Source organism: Streptomyces sp. FH025 (genome assembly GCF_017427025.1).
In the GTDB taxonomy this organism is placed as follows: domain Bacteria; phylum Actinomycetota; class Actinomycetes; order Streptomycetales; family Streptomycetaceae; genus Kitasatospora.
In genome coordinates this window covers 1-19,374 of record NZ_JAFLNG010000070.1, presented here as the reverse complement: position 1 = coordinate 19,374, position 19,374 = coordinate 1, and the positions used below count along the sequence as shown (strand labels likewise).

Genomic DNA, 19,374 nt, shown 5'->3' with positions numbered 1-19,374 from the left:
CTCACCCACCGCTGGGGCGTCGACCCCCAGAAGTTCGGCAAGCTCGTCTGGTTCGAGCTGGAGCTGGACGGTGCCAAGTGAGCGCTCTCCACCCCATCCACCCGGCCGACCCGGCCCTGCTCCACCTCACCGCCCGCCAGATCACCGAACTGATCGTCGATCTCCGCACCGAGGGCCGGGAGTTCGGCCTCCTCTGGCCCTCTGCCGGGCCCGGCGAGACCGTCCTGAACGGCCAGCTCCTCGTCTCGCTCGGCAACGTTCCGGCCAGTACCGTGATCAACCTCCTCGCCCTCCTCCGTGAGTACAAGCGCCACCGCGACAGCGGCCCCTGTAACCGCCGGGACTCCTGATCTCCGTCCAGCGGGCGCCCCCGGCCGTCGGGTGCGACGCTGGAAGTACCGTCCCGACCCCTGAACCACGGGAGGAGCGGACATGGAGATCAAGCCGGAAGCCGTCGTCATCCCCAAGGACACCAGCCAGCTGGAACAGGGGAAGTACGGCCCCGTTTTTCCGAGAACCCCGGCCTGCTACGGGTTCACGATCGTCGCGCGGGTCAAGCCGGGCAGGGCGGACGCGATGCGGGAGTACGGCTACACCCTGGCCAAGGCGCTGGAGAAGGACCCGTACCTCCTCGCGCCGTTGAAGCTGCACTACCTGCGCTGGGTCCTCTTCGACGACGACACCCGCTTCATGTACCAGGGGATCTTCGACACCGACTTCGACAAGTACACCGAGGACGCCATCGCCCTCTTCACCAAGTCGGGCGTGACCACCTCCTTCGAGAACCTCGAAGGCTTTCCCGAGGACTGGCGCACCAACCCGGAGGCCGCCATGCGCTTCGTGCGGGAGCACCACTGCCCGAGCTTCATCGAGTACGGGGAGTACCCGTACGTGACGGCGGACGAGATCAAGAAGGCTCTCCGGATCAAGAACGCCCTGTCGGAGATCCTCGACCAGATGCAGTGACACCAGATGCAGTGAGAAGACGCCAGAAGAGACGATCGACATGAGCGAGGCCAGGACCGCGCGCACGTACAACCAGCGGCACGTTCCACGGAAGCGCGCCCCCGGCGGGCAGCGGGTGAGCGTCTACGTCTCGTGGAGCTACCCGGCCGAGGCCGGTCGCAACGCGGCCGAGCTGGACAACCGCTTCTCCACGATGACCGAGGTCAGGCGGGTGGCGTGGCCGGCCTACGAGGACCCGCAGTGGTCCGACCCGTACCGGTTCCAGCAGGGCATCGCCGGTGCGCTGGAACTGTTCTTCTGGGCCTGGGTGCCGTTCCAGGACTTCGTCGAAGAGATCACGGGGCACCCCGTCGCGGTCTATCAGCGCATCGACCAGGCGGGCTTCCCCACCCCGCTCGACGAGCGGGTGCTGGACGACACGGATGTCCTGTTCGTGTTCGGGCTGGACCACGCCGTCACCGAGCAGAAGGCCGAACCCGGGGAGATCGAGGCCCTGCGGGCGTTCCTCGCCCGGGATGACGCCCGTCTCGTCCTGGGCCCGCACCACGACGTCGGCGCCTCGGACGACCTCACCGTACGAGAGATGGAGTACCGCCACCACGGCGATCCCCTGGTGCCCCGCCAGCAGCGGTTCGCCACCTACGTAAGGGACTTGATGCAGGGCCTCGGGGTGCCGGTCATGAACCGGTACGGGCTGCGCCCGGCGACGAGAGAGGACGGCCGGATCGCCCCGCTGTCCACGGTCCCGGACCTGGACGCGAAGGGCTGGCTGGACGGGGTGACCAACTTCAACTTCCACCTGCACCTGCCGCACTACGACGTGACGGCGGCCGACGCGCAGGACACCATCCACGTGCTGGCCAGGCAGCCGATCGACCTGTCGAGGTCGCATCCGTTCACCCAGGAGGGCAACACCGAGTTCAACATGTTCCTGTGGATGCCTCCCGGCGGCGACCGCGCCGCTGATCTGCTGCTGGCGGACTCCACGATCTTCAGCTCCCTGTTCGGCGGGGACGAAAGCCTGCGGAACTTCTGGCGCAACCTCGTCTCCCGGTAGGCCGCGAGGAGGCCGAACCATGACCGTGGACCCGGACAGTGCGCTGGAACTGGACAGCGCGCTGGAGCTGGACGACATCCAGCGCGGCGTTCTCAGCCCCCGGCCGACGCCCTACGCGGCGACCTACCTCGCCTTCCGCATCGACGAGCGCGACCACGGGCGGGAGTTGATGCGGCGCGCGAGCGCGGTGGTGACCTCCGCGGCGGAGCCGGTCAGCCCCCTGGGCGAGACCTGGGTGAGCGTGGCCGTCACCTGTCGCGGCCTGGAGACGCTGGGGGTGCCGCCCGCCTCGCTGTCCACGTTCGCCTGGGAGTTCCGGCAGGGCATGGCGGCCCGCGCCCGAACGCTGGGCGACGTGGGCGACAGCGCCCCGGAGCACTGGGAGGTACCGCTGGGGAGCCCCGACGTCCACGTGGTGTTCACCGCCGTCGCGCCCGACCCGGAACACCTGTGGGCGGCCGTCGACCGCGCCCGCCCCGCCTACGAGCGGCTCGCCGGCGTGACGGCGATCTGGCGGCAGGACTGCTACGCGCTGCCCACCGAGACCGAGCACTTCGGCTACCGCGACGGGATCAGCCATCCGGCCGTCGAAGGCAGCGGCACACCCGGCTCCAACCGGCTCGAAGTGCCCCTGAAGGCGGGTGAGTTCGTCCTCGGCTACCGGGACGAACTCGGCGGCCTCCAGAGCCCGGAGCCGAACGAGCTGGGGCGCAACGGCAGTTACGCGGTCTTCCGCAAGCTCCACCAGAAGGTCGCCGAGTTCCGGCGGTACCTGAAGGGCAACTCCACCGGGCCCCAGGACGAGGAGCTGATCGCCGCGAAGATCATGGGGCGCTGGCGCAGCGGTGCCCCGCTGGCGCTGGCCCCGCAGAGCGACGATCCCGCGCTCGGCGCCGACCCCGAGCGCCGCAACACCTTCCTGTACGAGAGCGACGATCCGGCGGGCTTCACGACACCCGGCGGCTGCCACATCCGCCGGGCCAACCCCCGCGACGCGGCGGTGGCGGGGGAGGTTCGGCTGCACCGGATGATCCGGCGCGGCGCCGTCTACGGCCCGCCGCTGCCCGAGGGGGTGCTGGAGGACGACGGGGTCGACCGCGGTCTCCTGTTCGCGTTCGTCGGGGCGCACCTGGGGCGGCAGTTCGAGTTCGTCCAGTCGCAGTGGATGAACGACGGCGTCTTCTTCGGCGCGAACGACGCCAGGGACCCGGTCACCGGCTCCCACGACGGCTCCGCCGGCTTCACCATTCCCCGGCGGCCACTGCGCCGGCGCCTCGCCCCACTGCCCCGGTTCGTCGTCACCCGGGGAGGCGAGTACTGCTTCCTGCCGAGCCTGACCGCCCTGCGCTGGCTCGGCGACCCGCACGACTGACAGCCACGACCGACCGCCACGACTGACAGCCACGACCGACAGTGGGGAAGCCCGATGGAGACCCTGCACCAGGTGCTCAACGCCGTCACCGTCATCTTCATCGCGACCACCATGTTCGCCGCCGGCCTGGGCGCCACGGTGTCGGCGCTGCGGAGCGTCCTCACCGACCTGCCGCTCCTGCTCCTGGCGCTGCTCGCCAACCTGGTGATCATCCCGCTGCTCGGCTGGGGCCTCGGGGCGCTGTTCGGCCTGGACTCCGCCTCCTTCATCGCGCTCATCCTGATCGCCTCGTCCCCGGGAGGCCCCTTCGGGGCGAAACTCGCCATGGTGCAGAGCGGCGACGTCGTCGGAGGGGCGGCGATGCAGGTGCTGCTGGCCTCCGTCGGCAGCATCACCTTCGCCCCCACCGCGGGCCGCCTCCTCACCGCCGCCGACGTGGGCACGGGCGTCTCCCTGGACGTCGGAGCGCTGGTGCGGACGGTGGCCCTGCTGCAACTCGTACCGTTCGCCATCGGCCTGCTGGTGCGCCGCTACGCCGAGCCCACCGCGCGGTCCTGGCATCCCACGGCGGCCGCCGTCTCCAACATCACGTTCCTGATCGTGCTGGCGGGAATGCTGCTCGGCAACTGGCGCAGCGTCGTCGACCTCCTCGGCTCCCTCTCCCTCCTCGCCGGCTTCCTGCTCTCCGCCGCCGCCTTCGCCATAGGAACCCTGCTGGCCACGGGCCCACCCGTACGCCGCACCACGATGGGCGGCGTCGCCTCCGTCCGCAACGCCGGCCCCGCACTGGCCGCGATCGGCCTCGCCTTCAACGACCAGCCCACCGTCCTCGGCGCCCTCGCCGCCATCCTCCTCAGCGGCCTCGCCGCAGCCCTCCCCATCGCCACCCTCCTCAACCGCCGCCGGAGATCCGCTGCCACCACACCTGACTGACCGCATAATGGCTGGTGCAGAGGGACCTCCCCGGTCACGAGACTGTGGCCGAGATCCCCAAGCGCATGGTCCAGTTCTTCCCGGAGGTGGCGCGTAGTGCAGAGCTTTGAGCAGCTCTTCGCTGCTGCCCGTCACACCGCTGTCCACCTGGAGATGCGCGACGGATACATGCGTGACGACCCGGTGTTCGTTGCCTGGCAGGCTGGCCGGATCGAGTTGGACGGCCGGGACGAGACCGCCTGGCGTGGTCTCGTCCGGGAGGCGACCGCGCGTGGTGTCGCCGTTCGGCGAGCACGGATCGTGTCGGAGCCGCTGAGCGACTACACCCGGTTCGAGTACGAGATCACCTCGGACCACAACATCGCAGCGGGTGAGGACGTCCGCTGGTTGGCCCGCCGACATGCGACCGACCTCGCGCTCCCCGGCAACGATTTCTGGCTCTTCGACGGCAGCACCTTGTTGGTGAACCACTTCGATGGCGGCGGCAACTGGCTCGACAGCGAACTGGTCACCGATGACGCAGCGGTGAAGCTCTGCGCCGAAGCCTTCGACGCCGTGTGGCACCGAGCGATCCCGCACCTCGACTACCGGCCTGCCTGACCCGTCAATGCCTTCGTCTCCCCATTCGGCCACTCAAGAGGCGCGCCAGGCATTCGGTCGTCGCTTGCGCGAGATCCGGAAGGACGCGGGTTTGACCGCGCGGCGCCTGGCTGAAGCCGCAGGATGGCACGAGTCGAAGGTGAGCAAGATCGAGCACGGTCGGCAGCCGCCTTCCGATGCCGACCTCAAGGCCTGGGCGCTCCACTGTGGCGCCGACGAACAGACCGCAGACCTCATCGCCGTATCACGCGGCATAGAGGGTGCGTACGTCGAGTGGCGCCGCCTGGAGCGCTCGGGCTTGAGGCATGCGCAGGAGTCGGTGCTGCCGCTCTGGGAGCGTACACGGCGATTCCGGATCTACTCGCCTTGGCTGATTCCGGGCCCGGTTCAGACCGCCGGCTACATTCGGGCCCTGTTGGAATCCATCCGTGACAGGCGCGGACTCTCGGACGACATCGACGCTGCTGTCGAGGTGCGGCTCGAAAAGCAGGAGCGTGCTCTCCGGGACCCCGGTAGGCGGCAGTTCGCCATCATCCTGGAGGAGAGTGCGCTGAGGTATCGGATCGGCGATCCGGTGACGATGGCGGCACAACTCGGGCACCTTGTGGCGATGGCGTCACTGGCGTCCATCAGCCTCGGGATCATCCCGGCGACAGCTAGCCGGGGCGCGCTCTGGCCTGTGGAAGGCTTCTTCCTGTTCGATGGCGAACTGGTCAACGTCGAGCTCGTTTCCGCACATCTGACGGTCACGCAGCCGTCCGAAATCGCCATGTATGCGCGAACCTTCGCGGACCTGTCAGCCATGGCTGTGCGAGGCGGGGAGGCGCGCTCTTTGATCGCGGCTGCCATGGCATCTATCGGCTGAGCAAGTTCGAGCACACTCATCGCCAGCAACGTGGGCTGATTCCTATCGTCGAGGTGCGGTCCGGCGGTTGTCGCCGGGCCGATGTTCCCGGTGGCCGGGAGGACCGGTAGCACCACGCTCAATACCACGACCAGGTAGGAGGCACCCATGGGATGGGGAACCGACAAGGGCGGAAGCTCCGGTGGCGGGAGCGGGCCCAACGACGGCGGCCAGGGCAAGCACGCGGGCAAGAAGGACTTCAACACGGCCAAGTCGACCCCCGACACCTCGTCCGGCTCGAAGACCGGAAAGCACGGCAAGGACGGCGGCAAGGGCAAGTGACGTTCAATCAAGTCGCCTTGGAGCAGGCCGCCGTGCGCGGCCTGCTCCGGGTCGTATCCGGCTTCCTCGGCCACGATGTGGCTCCAGAGTGGCGTAAGGCCGCCGAAGCGATCCCGCGCCATCGCTTCCTTCCCGACCGGGTCTGGCTGAGCGATGACGACGACCTCCTCACCCTCTGCGACCGTGAGCGCGAGCCTGAGCGCTGGTTCGCCGCCGCTTACGGGGACGTACCCGTGGTGACGCAGATCGACGACGGGCAGGAGCCGGAGGATCTCTCCGATGCCATTCCTTCCTCCTCGGCCTCTGCGCCGTCGATCGTCTTCAAGATGCTCGAACTCCTGGACCTCGCCCCCGGGATGAGAGTTCTGGAGATCGGCGCCGGCACCGGGTTCAACGCGGCCTTGCTCTCCCACCGGCTCGGCGACATCAACGTGACCACGATCGAGATCGACCCCGCTGTGGCCGAACTCGCCAGTTCCAACCTCAACGGCCTCGGTTACGCCCCCACCGTCGTCTGTGGCGACGGAAGCCTCGGTTGGAGTGCCCAAGCGCCGTACGACCGGGTGGTGGCCACCTGCTCGGTCCAGAGAGTTCCCTACGCCTGGGTCGACCAGACCAGGCCCGGTGGAACTGTGCTCGCCCCTTGGGAGAACCCGTGGATCTCCGGCGGGCTCCTCCGCCTCACCGTCGGCGACGACGGAACCGCCACCGGCCGCTTCACCCCCGACAGCTCCTTCATGCTGATCCGCACTCAGCGCCGCGACCTCCGCCTCTTCCGGGACGTCGTCATGGACGACCACGTGCCGGTCGAGTCCACGACCACCCTCGATCCCTGGGCCGTCGCCGACTCTGCCTTCGAGACTCAGTTCGCCCTCGGCCACCGTCTCGGCGACCTCTGGTACGCCTGGGACCACGACCCCGACTTCGACGACGTCGAGACCCGTCTCTGGGTGTCCACCACCGACGGGACCTCCTGGGCGGCCGTGGACTGGGACGGCGGCGACGACACCGAGCGCTACCCCGTGTGGCAGCACGGTCCGCGCCGGCTCTGGGACGAGGTCGAAGCGGCCCACGACTGGTGGCTCGCCAACGACCGACCCGGCCCCGCCCGGTTCGGCCTCACCGTCACTCCGGACGGCCAGTGGGCCTGGCTCGACGACCCGGCCGACGCCTGGCGCCTGCCCTGACTCCCACGCTGCCGCACAGGAAGTCGGCTCGGCCGACTTCCTGTGCGCAGCGGCCCGTTCCTGAGCCTTCGAACCGTCAATGGAATTCGGCGAATTCACCATTTCGTGGGGCCGTGTGAGCCGCTTCGTGTGCGGTGGGCCTCGTGTGAATACCTTGAGCCGGCAAGGCATTTCACCCGGTGCTCACTGAAGGGGATGTCCCATGCGTCGTCGCTCGCGGCTCGCCGCTTTCCTGTCGGCGGCCGTCGCCGCACTCGTGCTGGCCGTCGTCTCCACGCCGGCTCATGCCGCCACCAGGGACTACTGGTCGCCGACGACCGAGTTCGAGAACGAGTACAACCACGGCCAGGTCAACGCGGCCATCGGTCTGCGGGTCGGGCAGCGCGAGCTGCGGGTGGTCGAGTACTTCGAGTGTGTTCTCCACGTCCTGACGCCCGACGGCTACTACGTCTGGCGCAAGGTCCCGTGCGTGGCCGCCGAAGGCAACACGTACAAGGCCACCGCGCCCGACGGTACCGTCTACAGCGGCACCTTCCCCGAGGCCTCCGGCCAGCCCGTCGATCGGGCCAGCGAGACGGCCTACAAGTGCTCTCCCGGCACCTGGACGGTCGAGGTGGGCGGCAGGGCCCATGTCCAGACGATCGACACCTGGGCCGACATCGACCAGTTCCACAAGATCGACGTGAACTCCTGCGCCTGAGAGCCCGTCGCCCTCGCCGCCCACGCTCCACGGACTTGGCCTCCGGGATCCCGATCGGTCCCGGAGGCCAAGTGCCGTTGCGCGGGTGCCGCTAGCCCTGACGGATAGCCGAGATGTCGAACTCCAGAACGACCTTCTCACCGACCAGGACGCCGCCGCCCTCCAGGGCCGCGTTCCAGCTCACGCCGAAGTCCTTGCGGTTGATGGTCACCGAGCCCTCCAGGCCGACCCGCAGGTTGCCGTACGGGTCGACGGCGTTGCCCGTGTACTCGAAGTCGATGCTGACCGGGCGGGTGGTGTCCTTGATGGTGAGGTCGCCGGTGACCCGGTAGTCGCTGCCCCCGCGCGCCTCCACGTTCGTGGCGCGGAAGGTGATGTCGGGGTAGTTGGGGGCGTCCAGGAAGTCGTTGGTGCGCAGGTGCTGGTCGCGCTGGTCGACTCCGGTGTCGATGCTGTCGACCTTGATCACCACCTGGGCGGTCGAGCGGCTCGGGTCCTCGCCGTCCAGGTGGGCGGTGCCCTCGAACTGGTGGAACGCGCCCCGGACCTTGGTCACCATGGCGTGGCGCGCCACGAAGCCGATCCGGGTGTGGGTGGGGTCGAGGACGTAGTCCCCGGTGAGCTTGGAGAGTTCGCTGGTCATGGTCGGGGTTCCTCCATGGTCCCGGACCCGGCGGCGGTCCCGTCCGGGTCGCTTCCGATCGACGCTAGGGCCACTCCGGTACGCCTCCCGGTCGGACGCGCGGGGGAGCGTCATGGTCACCACTCTCGGCGCACGGGTGACTCGGCGCCACCGGTCACCCGCCCCCGGCCAGCGCCGGGCCCCCGAGCCCGCCGTGCCTCAGTCGCGCGGTTCGGCCGTCGCGGCGAGGGCTCCCGGCAGCTCGGCGCAGGCCGCCCGCAGGCGCCGGGCGAGGTCCTCCCGGGTGTGTCCGGAGGGCTGTTCCACCCAGGCGGCGAGCGCGAGGCGGAACGCCGACACCAGCATGTCGAGGGCGAGCCGGGCGCGCAGGTCGGCGGGGCCGTCCAGGGTGAAGCGCCGTCCGGTGACGGCCACCGCCTCCTGGGTGACCCGGTCACAGAAGGCCAGTCCGTGGGCGTCCATCGAGGGCGTCCGCGCGGCCAACCTGCGGCTGACCAGGGCTCGTTCGGCCCAGCCGTCGGCCGGCATCCGGCCGATCGCCTCGGTGAGTGCCTGCTCGTACAGCGCGAGCAGCCGGTGCCCGTCCGCCGGGCGGTTCTCCAGTGCCGTGAGGAAGGCCGCCCACAGGTCCTGGGTGGGGGCCATCGCGACGTCTTCCTTGCTGCTGAAGGTGCGGAAGAACGTCCGCTTGGAGACCTCGACCGCGTCGCACAGCTGGTCCAGCGTGACCCCGTCGAAGCCGTGTTCGCCGAACAGCTCCAGCGCGGTGTCGATCAGCGCCTGCCGGGTGCGCAGCTTCTTGCGTTCGCGCAGCGGCAGCCTGGCGTCCGGCGTCTGGGTGGCCTGCTCGGGGTTCATCCCGGTCAGTGTAATCCGGGTGGGGTATCCGGGCAGCGAATGCCACCTGTACGCTTCTGCCACTCAGTGGCATAAGCCTACGGGAGGATCTTTCATGCGTGCTCTCCTCGTCGACAGCTCGGCCCCCGGCCGCCTGAGCCTCGGCACCGCCCCCGACCCCGAACCGGCCCCGCACCAGGCGCTGATCAGGGTCACCGCGACCTCGCTCAACTACGGCGAGGTCGCCTTCGGCCTCGACTCGGCACCCGACGGCGCGGTGCTCGGCTGGGACGCCGCCGGAGTCGTGGAACGCGCCGCCGCCAACGGCTCCGGCCCGGCGGCCGGGACTCAGGTGGTCACCCTGATGCCCGACGGCGCCTGGGCCGAACTGCGGGCCGTCGACACGGACTTGATCGGCGTCGCACCCGACGGGGTCGACCCGGCCGCGCTCGCCACCATCCCGGTCGCCGGCGTCACCGCCCTGCGCGCCCTGCACCGCATCGGGCCGCTGCTCGGCCGCACCGTGCTGGTCACCGGGGCCACCGGCGGTGTCGGCCGGTTCACCGTCCAACTCGCCCGCGCCGCAGGGGCGTACGTGATCGCGTCCACCGGAGCGCCGGAGCGCGACGGCGCCCTGCTGCGGCGCCTGGGCGCGCACGAGGTGGTCGGCGCGCCGGAGGAGGCGGCCGCCCGGCCGGTGGACGGGGTGGTCGACCTGGTCGGCGGGCCCCGACTCGTCGAGGCCTACGAGACCTTGGGGGAGGGCGGCACGCTGGTCGCCGTCGGACACAGCGCGGGCCAGGGGGAGGAGTTCCCGTTCGGCGCGCTGTTCGGCGACCAGGGGCGGCACGACCGCAGCATCGTGACCTTCTTCCTGCTCGGCTGCACCGGCCTCGGTCGCGACCTCGGCTGGCTCGCCCAGCGCGTCGCCGCAGGGGAGTTGGACCCCGGCATCACCTGGCGCGGCGGCTGGGACGGCGCGGCGGAGGCCGTCGACGCCCTGCTCGGCGGCCGCCTCCACGGCAAGGCGGTGCTGACCTTCGACGCCTGAGCCGGGGCGCCGGGCGCCGCTACCGGAAGTCCGCCGCGTGGTCCCGCACCCAGGAGCGGAAGTCGCGCGGCGGGCGGCCGAGCACCCGCCGCACGGTGTCCGTCACCCGCTCGGGCTCGCGGGTGAACGACTCCCGGGCCCGCAGCCGGGACTCCACGAACGCGGCGTCGCCCCAGGCCGCCGTCAGCCGCTCGCGGGCCGTCTCCGGCGCCAGCACCTCCCAGCGCACCTCGGTGCCCGGAGGGGGCCACTCGCGGGTGCGGGCGCTACGCCGCGTCCGCCTCGCGAGGGGCTTCGGCCGGGCGCCTCCCCCGCGCAGGGGACGGCCGTCGGTCGTACGGCCTCAGCGCAGCCGCGAGGAGGACAGGATCGACGCCAGGTGCGCCACCACCATCCCCCAGGTGATCACCGTGATCCCGGCCAGCGCCGCCCGGGTCGCGTCCAGGTGGCCGAGCCGGGTGTCCAGCACGGCCGCCGCCAGCAGCACCAGGGAGGCCTCGATGCCGTTGGTCACCCGGTGGATCTTGAAGATCGAGGCGAGCCGACGGGCCGTCGCGATGCCCTGGGAGCGCGGCTGGGTCGACTCCTCGTCCGCCGGCGCCTGCCCGCTGCGGGCCCGGGCCACGTCCACCAGGTCCGTCGAGGCCTTGAGCAGCACCACGCCCAGCGCGGCCGCCAGACCCGCCGACACCCACAGCTCCGAGCCGCCGCGCGCCGCCCGGACACCCGCGCCGATCATCAGCGCGGCGTCCGCCAGATAGGCGCCGAGCCGGTCCACGTACACCCCGGCCATGCTGAACTGGCGCTTCCAGCGCGCCACTTCGCCGTCCACGCAGTCGAAGAGCAGGAACAGCTGGAACAGCACCGCCGCCAGCACCGCGCCGGTCAGGCCCGGGATCAGCAGGGCCGCGCCGCCGCCGACCCCGCACACCACCATCACCCAGGTGAGGGTGTTCGGCGACACCGAGGTCCGCACCAACTGCCGGGTGGTCCGCAGCGAGATCCGCCGCATGTACAGCCGGCCCGCCCAGTGCTCACCGTTGCGGCTCTGCAGCTTGGCCTGCGGCTGGCACACCTCGCGCAGCTCGGCGAGCGCCGGAGCAGCCACCATGACGACATCCCTCCACCTGTCCCGAAACGATCACCACAGGCTACGGCCTCCCGGGAGCGCGGTGACCAGCCGGTACGGGGAAAACCGGTGGGCCGCCCGACCGGCCCCGGGCTAGGCTTCGCAGGTTCGCCGGAACCGGAGGCCCCGGGCCCGACCACCCCGCTCCCGCACGCCGGTTGACGCGGTTCGACGCGCCCCGGGGCGGAGCGAGGAGCACAGAGACATGGTGACCACGGGCGCCGCGCCGCAGAGCCCCGACCTGGCCCGACTCCTGGACGGGTACCGCCCGCAGGGCCCGGCGGAGACCGCCGACCACGCCCGGGTCCGCCCCCTGGCCGACGCGCCCGACGCCTGGGACCGCTCCACCGCGCTGCACTTCACCGCCTCCGCGCTGATCGTCCACCCGCCGACCCGCCGCGTCCTGCTGCGCTGGCACGTGCGTCAGCAGGCCTGGCTACAGGTCGGCGGCCACGGCGACCCGGGCGAGACCCTGCCGCTGGACATCGCGCTGCGCGAGGGCCTGGAGGAGACCGGCCTGACCGACCTCACCCCCTGGCCCGACGCCGCCCTCGTCCACCTCGCCGTGGTGCCCGTCCCGGCCTCGCCCGTCGAACCCGCCCACGAGCACGCCGACCTGCGCTTCCTGCTCGCCACCGACACCCCGGACCGGGCCCGCCCGGAGAATCCGGCCTCCCCGCTGGAGTGGCTCACCGTCGAGGAGGCCAAGGCGCGGACCACCGAGGAGAACTTCCGCGAGACCCTCGACCGGGCCGCCCGCCTGCTCGCCTGATCCGCCGCCGGCCCGCCCCCGGCCCGTACGACCACCAGCCCGTACGACCACCGGCCCGTACGATCCCCGGCCCGCACGACCATCGGCCCGTACGATCCCCTGCTCGAAGGAACCCCGATGCACACCGACCAGACGCTCATCTTCGACGCCGACGACACGCTCTGGGAGAACAACGTCCTCTTCGAGCGCGTCATCGACGGCTTCCTGGACTGGGTCGCCGCCCCGGCCGAACGGGAGGGCGCCCGCGCGCTGCTCAACCGGATCGAGGCCGCCAACTCCGTCACCCTCGGCTACGGCGCGACCGTCTTCCGGCAGAGCCTCGCGGACTGCCTGCGGCAGCTCAACGACGACCGGGCCGTGACGGAGGCCGAGCTCGCCCGGATCGACGGCCTGCTCGCCCCGCTCACCGACCGCGGGGACGTCGAGCTGATCCCCGGCGTCGCCGACACCCTCACCGCCCTCGCCGACCGGCACCACCTGCTGCTGCTCACCAAGGGCGACCAGGACGAGCAGCGGCGGAAGGTGACGGCCTCCACGATCGACCACCACTTCCGCGGCATCCACATCGTGGCCGAGAAGTCCGTCGACACCTACCGGCAGCTCACCGGCGACCTCGGCCTCGACCCCGAGCGGACCTGGATGATCGGCAACTCGCCCAAGTCCGACATCGCCCCCGCCCGCCGGGCCGGGCTGCGCACCGTGTTCATCCCGCACGCGCACACCTGGGTGCTGGAGCACGAGGACCTCGGCCCGGACGAGGCGACGCTGCAGCTCACGGCCTTCCCGGAGCTGCTGCGCCACTTCTGAGTCACCGTCGGGCTAGACGGCGAGCGCGGCCGCCGGGGCCTGCGCGCCCCGGTACAGCCAGGCCCGCTCGGCGGCCGACCACACGCTCGTCGTCACCAGGTACAGCGCGGCCGCCACCGGCACCAGCAGCGCGAACAGCACCGACCCGAACGACAGGTACGGCAGCAGCCGCGCGCCCGGCTGCGGGGTGGCCTGCGGGGTGGCCTGCGCGGCCGCCGCCGCCCGCCGGGCCCGGCGGTAGTTGACGTACCCGACCGCCGCCAGCCCGGCGTACAGCACCACGAACACCGCCACCTGCGCGGCGCCGTGCGCGTCCCCGACGTGCAGGCCCAGCGGCACACCGAACAGGGTGTGGTCCAGCAGGTCGTTCGGGGTGGTGAAGAGGCGGTACATCACCGAGAAGAACGGGATCTGGATCAGCAGTGGCAGGCACCCCGCGAACGGTGAGGCCTGCTCCTTCCGGTACAGCTCCGCCAGCGCCTCGCGCTGCTTCTCCGGACGGTTCCGGTACTTGCGGTTCAGTTCGGCGACCTTCGGCGCGAGCTTCGCCCGCGCCTTCTCCCCGCGCGCCGCCGCCCGCGCCAGCGGGTGCAGGGCGAGCCGTACGCAGACGGTGAACAGGACGATGGCCAGCGCGGTCGGCAGGACGTGGGCGATGGCGGCGACCGCGGCGTGGGCGGCGGCGACGGCCGGGTCGAGAACGGCGAGAACGGACATGGTGAAGCGAGCCCTCCGGGGTCTCAGGAACGAGTGATCGGCGGAGGACGGCCGCGAAAGGGCCTGACGCGAAAGGGCCTTGAAGGCTCTGAGAGCTCCGAAGGCTTCAGGCGAAGAGGAGTTGCGCGGCCGCCGGGGCCGCTCCCGGCGCCCTGGGGCGTCGCCTGCCCCGGGCGTCCGGATCACGCTGCGGAAGGAACGCCGTACGGAACGCCCGGCGTCGCAGCACACCGCTGCGCACCGCCGCCGGCGCCCGCGCGCCCAGCAGCCGGGCCCCGGCCAGCGCCCCCGCGACCGCCCCGGCCACCAGCACCACGGCCGCCACGGCGGCGACGGACGCCAGCGTCCCGCCGTCGGTCACCACGTCCCCCGTCAGCACCCGGAGCAGGCCCAGCAGCATCGCGATCACGGTCACGGCGCGCCCCCCTCCTTCGGTGCTTCCGGCTCCCGGACGTTCAGGACGACGATCCTACGGCCCGTCGGGTTCCCGCCGCGCGCGGAATCCTCGAGCCGCGCTCGAGCGCGGCTCGAGGACGGCGCGAACGCGGCTCGAAGCGCGGCGTCCGAGCCGTAGCCACGGGTGCTACGCGGGGCTACCGTGGATTCCATGAAGACGATTACCCAGCGGGAGTTCCGGAACAACTCCGCCGCGGTGATGGACGCGGTGGAGGCGGGGGAGACCTTCCACATCACCAGGAACGGGGTCGAGGTCGCGGAGCTGCGGCCGGTGTCCGGGCGACGGCGGCTCACCGCGGAGGAGCTGGTGGCGCGGCACGTGAAGCTGCCGCGGGTGGACTACCAGCAGATGCGCAAGGAGGCCGAGGAGTACTTCGGGCCCGAGGAGCTGGTGGGGGACGAGGGCGACGACCCGTTCGAGCGGCGGCGTGGCTGAGCGCCGGAGGGCGCCCCGGGCGCCCCGACGACGGCCGGCCGGGGTGCTGGACACCTGCGTCTACATCGACCTGGCGCTGCTGAGCCCCGCCGACCTGCCGGCCGTCCCGGAGCTGACCGCGATCACCTTCGCCGAGCTCCAGCAGGGCGTGTCGATGGCCCGCGACCCGGCCAGCCGGGCCGCTCGGCTGGAGGTGCTGGGCGCGGCGATGGCCGACTTCGACCCGCTGCCCTTCGACGCGGCCGCCGCCGCCCGCTACGGGACGCTGGTCACCCTGACGATCGCCGCCGGGCGGCAGCCGCGCCCGCGCCGGATCGACCTGATGATCGCCGCCGTCGCCTCCGCCCACGGGCTGCCGCTGTACACCCGCAACGTGGCGGACTTCCGGGGGCTGGGCTCGGCGGTGGAGATCATCGGGCTGTGAGCGCGGCCTCCCCGTCGCGCTCGACCTCGTCCGCCAGGGCCGCCGCGTACCGCAGGGCCTCCCGGCGGGCCCGGAAGCGGCGCGGCACCAGGTTGTTGCCGGAGGTGCCGACGTACGGTCCGACCGCGGCCGCGACGGCCCAGCGGGGGCGGTCGAGCAGCCGGAGGACCGCCCAGCGGAGCGCGAAGTTCAGGCCGAGCAGGGCGGCGAGGGGGATGAGCAGCAGGAACCCGTCGCCGTACGCCTGGACGCCGCGCAGCGGGTCGTAGTCGTTCAGCGGCTTGGACGTCGCCCGGAACCTGCCGAGCCACACCACCGCGAGCCGGACGCGCCGCCCGTCGGGCCCGGTGACGTCGAGGTAGCCGATGCGCCCGGCGCGCTCGCCCCGGGCCCAGGCCTCCCGTTCCGCGGCGGTGGACGTGACCAGCGCCTCGGCCGCCGAGGCCTTCCGGCGCTGCTCGAACTCCGCGGTCCAGGCGTTCCCGCGTTCCTTCTGCTCGGCGGACCACGCCCGCTCGCGCTCCTGTCGCTCCTCGAAGCTGAGCCGGCGCCCCCGATCTGTGCTCACGCGGTCATCGTAGGAGGACGGGTCAAGGAAGGGTAAAGCGGGCCGCTCGGTCGATCGTCGGCCGAGCGGCCGGTCGTCAGCCCAGCCGGACCGCCGTCCCCGTGGCCGCGGAGGCGCGGGCCGCCTCCAGGACGGTGAGGGTCGCCACCGCGTCGCGCGGGTCGACCGGGGGAGGGGTTCCCGGGGTGGCCAGGGCGGCGGCGACGCCGGCGTAGAACGCGGGGTAGTCGCCCGGGTCGGTGGGCAGGGAGATCGCCGACTCGTCGGTGCCCAGGGTTCCGTAGTGCTCGGGCAGGTCGGCGCCCCAGGGGTGGCTGCCGTCCGGGCGGTGGCCCGCCCGCAGCTCGGCCTCCTGCGGGTCCATGCCGGACTTGACGTACCCGGCGGTGTCGCCGAGCACCCGCAGCCGGGGGCCGATCAGCGGGGTGATGGCGCTGGTCCACAGGTGCGAGCGGGTGCCGGAGGCGTGGGTGAGGGCGAGGAAGGCGTCGTCGTCCACCACCGCGCCGTCCCGGCGCACGTCGATCTCCGCGTACACCGTCTCCACCGGCCCGAACAGGGTCAGCGCCTGGTCGACCAGGTGGCTTCCCAGGTCGTACAGCGTGCCGCCGACCTCCGCCGGATCGGCCAGCTCCCGCCAGCCCGGCTTGGGCTTCGGGCGGAAGCGCTCGAAACGCGACTCGAAGCGGTGCACCCGGCCGAGCGCGCCACCGCGCACCAGCCGACTCGCGGTGAGGAAGTCGCCGTCCCAGCGCCGGTTCTGGAACACCGTGAGCAGGACGCCCCGGGCCTCGGCGAGTCGGCACAGCTCCAGCGCCTCGGCGGCGGTGCCGGCCAGCGGCTTGTCCACCACGGTGGCCAGGCCCGCCGCCAGCGCGGCGCGGGCCAGCGGGGCGTGGGTGCGGTTGGGGGAGGCGATGACGACCAGGTCCAGCGCGTCCGGGTCGGCGAGCAGCTGCTCGGGGGTGTCGACGGCGCGGGCGTCGGGGTGCTCGCGGCGCAACTGCTCGCGGCGCTCGGGGTTGGCGGTGACCACGGCGTCCAGCCGCAGCCCGGGCGTGGTGGCGATGAGCGGGGCGTGGAAGGCGGAGCCGGCCAGGCCGTAGCCGATCAGGCCGACACGGAAGGGCGTCGTCAGCGTGTTCATGCGACCCACTCAACCACGAGGTGCGACCGAAACGTGTGCGCCCCTGACCTGCGGTTCGTCGCCGCCCGCCACGGTCGACCGGGGCGGGCGGCGACGCCGGGAAGGCCCTCCCGCGGTGGCAGGAGGGCCTTCGTCGGATCGGTCGGTCGGGCGGGTCGGGCGGATCGGTCGGGTGGGTCGGTCAGGTGGGTTGTTCGGGCAGGGTCGGTCAGGCCGCGGTGCGCTCCGGGGACCTGGTCCTGCCTCCGGCGGGTTCGCTCGCGGCGGCACTGGTGGAGCGCTGGTACGGCGCCGGCTACGGCGCGCTCGTCGGACGGTCCGGTACGGGCGACTAGACCGGGCCGTACCCGGACCGGACCGGTCGGTACCCGTCGGACGCCGGAGCGTTCCGGGCCCGGTCAACGGGGATGCGGGCCCCCCGAGATGCCCCCGGCCCTCGCTGTTCGCGCGGTGGTGTCCCGGCTACGCTGGTCCGCGTTGGGGCAGCCAGTGGTGCGCCCGGCCGGCCGAGGGTGTCCGACCGGAGCGATGTGCGAGATCGTCCAGAGCTTTTGCAAGACCGAGGAGACACCTACGTGGCAGAGCGCAAGCCCATCGAGGCGTGGCTGACCGACATGGACGGGGTCCTCATCCACGAGGGCACCCCGATCCCCGGGGCCGGCGAGTTCATCAGCAGGCTGCGGGAGTCCGGCAAGCCGTTCCTGGTGCTGACCAACAATTCGATCTACACCCAGCGTGACCTCCAGGCCCGGCTCGCCCGGATGGGACTCGACATCCCGGCCGAGAACATCTGGACGTCGGCGCTGGCCACCGCCAAGTTCCTCAGCACCCAGCGGCCGGGCGGCACCGCCTACGTGATCGGCGAGGCCGGTCTGACCACGGCCCTGCACGACGTCGGGTACGTGCTGACCGACAGCGAGCCCGACTTCGTCATTCTCGGCGAGACCCGCACCTACTCCTTCGAGGCGCTCACCAAGGCGATCCGCCTGATCAACCAGGGCGCCCGGTTCATCTGCACCAACCCGGACGAGACCGGCCCCTCCACCGAGGGCGTGCTGCCGGCCACCGGCTCGGTCGCGGCCCTGATCACCAAGGCCACCGGCGTCGACCCGTACTTCGTCGGCAAGCCCAACCCGCTGATGATGCGCGAAGCCCTCAACACCGCCGGCGCCCACTCGGAGACCGCGGTGATGATCGGTGACCGGATGGACACCGACATCGTCGCGGGCATGGAGGCCGGCATGGAGACCATCCTGGTCCTCACCGGCCTGACCTCGGCCGCCGACGTGGAGCGCTTCCCGTACCGGCCCACCCGGGTGGTCAAGTCCATCGCGGACCTGGTCGACCTGGTCTGACCCCTGCCGTCCCGAGGCGCGAGCCCCGTTCCGGCCGAGCCCCGTCACGGCTCGGTGCCGGGGCGGGGCTCGCGCCTCGGCCGTTGCTTCGGCTCCCGTGGAGTGGGTTGTCGGTGGGGCTGTGTAGCGTTCGGGATGTAAGAGGGCAGGCGGCGCAACAGCCGCGGTGTGGGAGGTAGATGTCGTGACGGACACGGTCGAGGCGGGCGTGGTCGAGGCCGGCGAGGGCGGCGGGCTGGATCTGCCCGAGTCCTGGCGCGAGGTGCTGGGCGAGGAGGCGGAGAAGCCGTACTTCGCCGAGCTCGCGGCCTTCGTGGCGGCCGAGCGCGCGGAGCACCAGGTGTTCCCGCCGAGCGGCCAGGAGTTCGCCGCGCTGGAGGCCACTCCGTACGAGAAGGTCCGGGTGCTCGTCCTCGGCCAGGACCCGTACCACGACGACGGCCAGGCCCACGGCATGAGCTTCTCCGTGCTGCCCGGCACCAAGACGCCGCCCTCGCTGCGCAACATCTTCAAGGAGCTGGACGCCGACCTGGGCATCCCCGCCCCGGACAACGGCTACCTGATGCACTGGGCCGAGCAGGGCGTGCTGCTGCTCAACGCGGTGCTCACGGTCCGCGCCCACGAGGCCAACTCGCACAAGGCGAAGGGCTGGGAGAAGTTCACCGACGCGGTGATCAAGGCCGTGAGCGCGCGCGAGGAGCCGGTGGTCTTCGTGCTGTGGGGCAACTACGCGAAGAAGAAGCTGCCGCTGATCGACACCGAGAAGCACGTGGTGGTGCAGGGCGCCCACCCGTCGCCGCTGTCCGCCAAGCTGTTCTTCGGCAGCCGCCCGTTCTCGCAGATCAACGAGGCGCTGGACGGCTTCGGCGGCGAGCCGATCGACTGGAAGGTGCCGGACGTCAAGCAGGGCTGAGCCCGGTCGGGCGAGCGGTGGCCGCGGGTGGCCGTGGGTGGACTCCCGTTCGCCCACGGCCACTTGCCGTTCACCGGTGGGGGCCGTCGGCCGGCGGCGGGTGTGCTTAGCTGGTGCC

At 71.9% G+C, this 19,374-nt stretch carries 25 protein-coding genes; 17 read left to right on the top strand and 8 right to left on the bottom strand.

From position 1 onward, the window contains the following. The first annotated feature begins 77 nt into the window (after positions 1-77). From J0670_RS08070 to J0670_RS08030, 10 genes are all read left to right on the top strand, one after another. Positions 78-350 (top strand): hypothetical protein, encoded by a 273-nt coding sequence (locus J0670_RS08070; RefSeq protein WP_207810706.1) that lies wholly within the window; start codon positions 78-80, stop codon positions 348-350. Positions 351-432: 82 nt separating this feature from the next. Beyond that, positions 433-966 (top strand): hypothetical protein, encoded by a 534-nt coding sequence (locus tag J0670_RS08065; protein WP_207810705.1) that lies wholly within the window; start codon positions 433-435, stop codon positions 964-966. 40 nt (positions 967-1,006) lie between these two features. Then, on the top strand, positions 1,007-2,023 hold the full coding sequence (locus J0670_RS08060) for a hypothetical protein (protein ID WP_207810704.1): 1,017 nt from the start codon (positions 1,007-1,009) through the stop codon (positions 2,021-2,023). Between the two features lie 19 nt (positions 2,024-2,042). Further along, positions 2,043-3,395 (top strand): Dyp-type peroxidase, encoded by a 1,353-nt coding sequence (locus J0670_RS08055; RefSeq protein ID WP_207810703.1) that lies wholly within the window; start codon positions 2,043-2,045, stop codon positions 3,393-3,395. Between the two features lie 54 nt (positions 3,396-3,449). Beyond that, positions 3,450-4,328, top strand: a complete 879-nt coding sequence (locus tag J0670_RS08050; RefSeq protein WP_207810702.1) for a bile acid:sodium symporter family protein — start codon at positions 3,450-3,452, stop codon at positions 4,326-4,328. 153 nt (positions 4,329-4,481) lie between these two features. Further along, positions 4,482-4,928 carry a DUF6879 family protein gene (locus tag J0670_RS08045; RefSeq protein WP_243436700.1) on the top strand — a complete coding sequence of 149 codons (447 nt, stop codon included), beginning with the start codon at positions 4,482-4,484 and terminating at the stop codon, positions 4,926-4,928. Between the two features lie 7 nt (positions 4,929-4,935). Then, entirely contained in the window at positions 4,936-5,793 is an 858-nt protein-coding gene (locus J0670_RS08040; protein WP_207810700.1) for a helix-turn-helix transcriptional regulator, read from the top strand. Between the two features lie 147 nt (positions 5,794-5,940). Beyond that, positions 5,941-6,114, top strand: coding sequence for a hypothetical protein (locus J0670_RS39025; RefSeq protein ID WP_243436699.1), 174 nt, complete (start codon positions 5,941-5,943; stop codon positions 6,112-6,114). Further along, the gene (locus J0670_RS08035; protein ID WP_307806436.1) at positions 6,111-7,301 is read left to right on the top strand and encodes a methyltransferase domain-containing protein; all 1,191 of its coding nucleotides are present in this window, start codon (positions 6,111-6,113) and stop codon (positions 7,299-7,301) included. Before J0670_RS39025 ends, J0670_RS08035 begins: the two co-directional genes overlap by 4 nt. Before the next feature lie 202 nt (positions 7,302-7,503). Continuing rightward, positions 7,504-8,001 (top strand): hypothetical protein, encoded by a 498-nt coding sequence (locus J0670_RS08030; protein ID WP_207810698.1) that lies wholly within the window; start codon positions 7,504-7,506, stop codon positions 7,999-8,001. Positions 8,002-8,092: 91 nt separating this feature from the next. Here the strand turns inward: J0670_RS08030 and J0670_RS08025 are convergent, their stop codons facing one another. Together J0670_RS08025 and J0670_RS08020 are read right to left on the bottom strand one after the other, a co-directional pair. Beyond that, positions 8,093-8,644, bottom strand: a complete 552-nt coding sequence (locus J0670_RS08025; protein WP_207810697.1) for a YceI family protein — start codon at positions 8,642-8,644, stop codon at positions 8,093-8,095. Positions 8,645-8,842: 198 nt separating this feature from the next. After that, positions 8,843-9,502: a TetR/AcrR family transcriptional regulator gene (locus tag J0670_RS08020; RefSeq protein ID WP_207810696.1), complete on the bottom strand. Its 660-nt coding sequence runs from the start codon at positions 9,500-9,502 to the stop codon at positions 8,843-8,845. A gap of 94 nt (positions 9,503-9,596) precedes the next feature. On the opposite strand from J0670_RS08020, the gene J0670_RS08015 reads away from it, so the two are divergent. Further along, complete coding sequence (locus tag J0670_RS08015) at positions 9,597-10,532, top strand: zinc-binding dehydrogenase (RefSeq protein WP_207810695.1); 936 nt, start codon at positions 9,597-9,599, stop codon at positions 10,530-10,532. 19 nt (positions 10,533-10,551) lie between these two features. On the opposite strand, the gene J0670_RS08010 is transcribed toward J0670_RS08015, so the two are convergent. After that, positions 10,552-10,749 carry a hypothetical protein gene (locus J0670_RS08010; RefSeq protein WP_207810694.1) on the bottom strand — a complete coding sequence of 66 codons (198 nt, stop codon included), beginning with the start codon at positions 10,747-10,749 and terminating at the stop codon, positions 10,552-10,554. Positions 10,750-10,875: 126 nt separating this feature from the next. Further along, positions 10,876-11,643, bottom strand: a complete 768-nt coding sequence (locus J0670_RS08005) for a CDP-alcohol phosphatidyltransferase family protein (RefSeq protein WP_207810693.1) — start codon at positions 11,641-11,643, stop codon at positions 10,876-10,878. A 223-nt stretch (positions 11,644-11,866) separates the two neighbouring features. On the opposite strand from J0670_RS08005, the gene J0670_RS08000 reads away from it, so the two are divergent. Beyond that, positions 11,867-12,433: an NUDIX hydrolase gene (locus J0670_RS08000; protein WP_207810692.1), complete on the top strand. Its 567-nt coding sequence runs from the start codon at positions 11,867-11,869 to the stop codon at positions 12,431-12,433. 117 nt (positions 12,434-12,550) lie between these two features. Then, entirely contained in the window at positions 12,551-13,240 is a 690-nt protein-coding gene (locus J0670_RS07995; protein WP_207810691.1) for an HAD family hydrolase, read from the top strand. Positions 13,241-13,252: 12 nt separating this feature from the next. Here the strand turns inward: J0670_RS07995 and J0670_RS07990 are convergent, their stop codons facing one another. Both J0670_RS07990 and J0670_RS07985 read right to left on the bottom strand, forming a co-directional pair. Then, the gene (locus tag J0670_RS07990; RefSeq protein WP_207810690.1) at positions 13,253-13,957 is read right to left on the bottom strand and encodes a YidC/Oxa1 family membrane protein insertase; all 705 of its coding nucleotides are present in this window, start codon (positions 13,955-13,957) and stop codon (positions 13,253-13,255) included. A 106-nt stretch (positions 13,958-14,063) separates the two neighbouring features. Beyond that, on the bottom strand, positions 14,064-14,372 hold the full coding sequence (locus tag J0670_RS07985; RefSeq protein WP_307806435.1) for a DUF6412 domain-containing protein: 309 nt from the start codon (positions 14,370-14,372) through the stop codon (positions 14,064-14,066). 192 nt (positions 14,373-14,564) lie between these two features. Between J0670_RS07985 and J0670_RS07980 the strand changes: the two genes are divergently transcribed. After that, entirely contained in the window at positions 14,565-14,849 is a 285-nt protein-coding gene (locus tag J0670_RS07980; protein ID WP_063349249.1) for a type II toxin-antitoxin system Phd/YefM family antitoxin, read from the top strand. Next, the gene (locus J0670_RS07975; RefSeq protein ID WP_307806434.1) at positions 14,842-15,273 is read left to right on the top strand and encodes a type II toxin-antitoxin system VapC family toxin; all 432 of its coding nucleotides are present in this window, start codon (positions 14,842-14,844) and stop codon (positions 15,271-15,273) included. Before J0670_RS07980 ends, J0670_RS07975 begins: the two co-directional genes overlap by 8 nt. Here the strand turns inward: J0670_RS07975 and J0670_RS07970 are convergent. Together J0670_RS07970 and J0670_RS07965 are read right to left on the bottom strand one after the other, a co-directional pair. Beyond that, entirely contained in the window at positions 15,260-15,841 is a 582-nt protein-coding gene (locus J0670_RS07970) for a hypothetical protein (protein WP_207810689.1), read from the bottom strand. The genes J0670_RS07975 and J0670_RS07970 overlap by 14 nt on opposite strands. A 76-nt stretch (positions 15,842-15,917) precedes the next feature. Beyond that, entirely contained in the window at positions 15,918-16,988 is a 1,071-nt protein-coding gene (locus J0670_RS07965; protein WP_207810688.1) for a Gfo/Idh/MocA family oxidoreductase, read from the bottom strand. Positions 16,989-17,563: 575 nt separating this feature from the next. Between J0670_RS07965 and J0670_RS07960 the strand changes: the two genes are divergently transcribed. Both J0670_RS07960 and J0670_RS07955 read left to right on the top strand, forming a co-directional pair. After that, positions 17,564-18,343 (top strand): HAD-IIA family hydrolase, encoded by a 780-nt coding sequence (locus tag J0670_RS07960; protein ID WP_207810687.1) that lies wholly within the window; start codon positions 17,564-17,566, stop codon positions 18,341-18,343. 184 nt (positions 18,344-18,527) lie between these two features. Beyond that, positions 18,528-19,256: a uracil-DNA glycosylase gene (locus tag J0670_RS07955; protein ID WP_307806433.1), complete on the top strand. Its 729-nt coding sequence runs from the start codon at positions 18,528-18,530 to the stop codon at positions 19,254-19,256. Positions 19,257-19,374 lie beyond the last annotated feature (118 nt).

What these genes read in the sequence shown, in the direction of transcription:
- J0670_RS08065 (WP_207810705.1), top strand. Translation starts at nt 433, where the DNA reads ATGGAGATCAAGCCGGAAGCCGTCGTCATCCCCAAGGACACCAGCCAG.
- J0670_RS08060 (WP_207810704.1), top strand. Translation starts at nt 1,007, where the DNA reads ATGAGCGAGGCCAGGACCGCGCGCACGTACAACCAGCGGCACGTTCCA.
- J0670_RS08055 (WP_207810703.1), top strand. Translation starts at nt 2,043, where the DNA reads ATGACCGTGGACCCGGACAGTGCGCTGGAACTGGACAGCGCGCTGGAG.
- J0670_RS08050 (WP_207810702.1), top strand. Translation starts at nt 3,450, where the DNA reads ATGGAGACCCTGCACCAGGTGCTCAACGCCGTCACCGTCATCTTCATC.
- J0670_RS08045 (WP_243436700.1), top strand. Translation starts at nt 4,482, where the DNA reads ATGCGCGACGGATACATGCGTGACGACCCGGTGTTCGTTGCCTGGCAG.
- J0670_RS08040 (WP_207810700.1), top strand. Translation starts at nt 4,936, where the DNA reads ATGCCTTCGTCTCCCCATTCGGCCACTCAAGAGGCGCGCCAGGCATTC.
- J0670_RS39025 (WP_243436699.1), top strand. Translation starts at nt 5,941, where the DNA reads ATGGGATGGGGAACCGACAAGGGCGGAAGCTCCGGTGGCGGGAGCGGG.
- J0670_RS08030 (WP_207810698.1), top strand. Translation starts at nt 7,504, where the DNA reads ATGCGTCGTCGCTCGCGGCTCGCCGCTTTCCTGTCGGCGGCCGTCGCC.
- J0670_RS08025 (WP_207810697.1), bottom strand. Translation starts at nt 8,644, where the DNA reads ATGACCAGCGAACTCTCCAAGCTCACCGGGGACTACGTCCTCGACCCC.
- J0670_RS08020 (WP_207810696.1), bottom strand. Translation starts at nt 9,502, where the DNA reads ATGAACCCCGAGCAGGCCACCCAGACGCCGGACGCCAGGCTGCCGCTG.
- J0670_RS08015 (WP_207810695.1), top strand. Translation starts at nt 9,597, where the DNA reads ATGCGTGCTCTCCTCGTCGACAGCTCGGCCCCCGGCCGCCTGAGCCTC.
- J0670_RS08005 (WP_207810693.1), bottom strand. Translation starts at nt 11,643, where the DNA reads ATGGTGGCTGCTCCGGCGCTCGCCGAGCTGCGCGAGGTGTGCCAGCCG.
- J0670_RS08000 (WP_207810692.1), top strand. Translation starts at nt 11,867, where the DNA reads ATGGTGACCACGGGCGCCGCGCCGCAGAGCCCCGACCTGGCCCGACTC.
- J0670_RS07995 (WP_207810691.1), top strand. Translation starts at nt 12,551, where the DNA reads ATGCACACCGACCAGACGCTCATCTTCGACGCCGACGACACGCTCTGG.
- J0670_RS07990 (WP_207810690.1), bottom strand. Translation starts at nt 13,957, where the DNA reads ATGTCCGTTCTCGCCGTTCTCGACCCGGCCGTCGCCGCCGCCCACGCC.
- J0670_RS07980 (WP_063349249.1), top strand. Translation starts at nt 14,565, where the DNA reads ATGAAGACGATTACCCAGCGGGAGTTCCGGAACAACTCCGCCGCGGTG.
- J0670_RS07965 (WP_207810688.1), bottom strand. Translation starts at nt 16,988, where the DNA reads ATGAACACGCTGACGACGCCCTTCCGTGTCGGCCTGATCGGCTACGGC.